Consider the following 1,156-nt stretch of genomic DNA (forward strand, 5'->3'; position numbering starts at 1 on the left):
CTAAATAACTTTTCATAATAGTGAGACACTCGATTTACTTTCTCTGAAAGAGTCTATTTGCAGATTTTTTCAAGAATTTTTTCACATTACTGAGCAGTTGCCACATATACCGACAACAATGGTTACGTGTGACTGTTTCATGTAACGTGTGCCATAAGTATTCTATTTTGTTCAACCAAGGCGAGTAGACGGGCAGGAATAAGAGGATAATGGTGGGGTTTTGAGCCAACCAACGCTGAACTGCCCGGCTTTTATGAATGCAATAATTATCCAAAATCACGGTCAGCGTTTTCACACCCTGATAATATCTTTTTAAGACTTCCAGCATTTTAATAAATAAGAGTGAATTTTTCTTTGAACTTCCCGTATAGAGAACGTGCTTTGTTTGAACGTCAAGAGTGCCCGCAATGTAGTATTTTTGATTTTGTCCCGGGGTGATAATCCGCTTTTGTTGTCCCTTAAAATACCAGTCAGCGCCGATTTTAGGATTAAAGTGAATATCAACCTCATCTTCATAAACCACGGGATGTTTCTCTGAGGCCAGAGATAACGCTTTGGTAATGAGCCTCATTTTCTCATCATATTCAGGGTCAGGCACCTGTAATGTCGGGGCTGCTCGTCGCCATACAATGCGATTTTTACAGAAAAATCGGTAAAGTGTGCTGATTGACAGTTTGATATTAAATAATTTTTTGATTTGAAAGATAAAAAAAGAGAGGCTCCAACGAGAACGAATATGACCAAATTGCTGAGGTGAATGTTCCAACAAATAAAACAGAACGGGCAAAAGTGGCGTTAAATTCCACCGAGGGTGGCGCCCCGCGGATAAAGGATACAATCCGGCCCATCCAAGTGCCTTAAAGCGATCAATCCACCGCCACACAGAGGAATGCACGGTGCAAAGTGTTTTGGCGACTTGAGACACAGATGCACCTTGATGTAGCAAGAGTATCGCCATAATCCGGCGAGCATAGTTTTTATCTGCCGTTTTTTGGACAATTTTTCTCATTTGACGCCGCTCATTGCGCGGAATTGGTGGTACGATGGCCATAACTCAGTCCTTCCTTTTTGTGTTTTTTTGGTTTTGCGATTAAAAAGTTCGCAAAAATAGGACTGAGTTTCTTTGATTCGCCTATCATTTTGAAAAGCTATTTAG

General features: G+C 40.7%; 1 protein-coding gene. It reads right to left on the bottom strand.

Annotated elements, in window-relative coordinates; translation table 11 throughout:
* Window positions 1-34: 34 nt before the first annotated feature.
* Window positions 35-1,051, bottom strand: coding sequence for an IS630 family transposase (locus Xsto_RS20710; protein WP_099126318.1), 1,017 nt, complete (start codon window positions 1,049-1,051; stop codon window positions 35-37).
* Window positions 1,052-1,156 lie beyond the last annotated feature (105 nt).

Origin of the sequence: Xenorhabdus stockiae (assembly GCF_002632825.1) — a bacterium.
In the GTDB taxonomy this organism is placed as follows: domain Bacteria; phylum Pseudomonadota; class Gammaproteobacteria; order Enterobacterales; family Enterobacteriaceae; genus Xenorhabdus; species Xenorhabdus stockiae.

Bases quoted from the DNA above. Each gene is read 5' to 3' on its own strand.
- Xsto_RS20710 (WP_099126318.1), bottom strand. From the start codon at position 1,051: ATGGCCATCGTACCACCAATTCCGCGCAATGAGCGGCGTCAAATGAGA.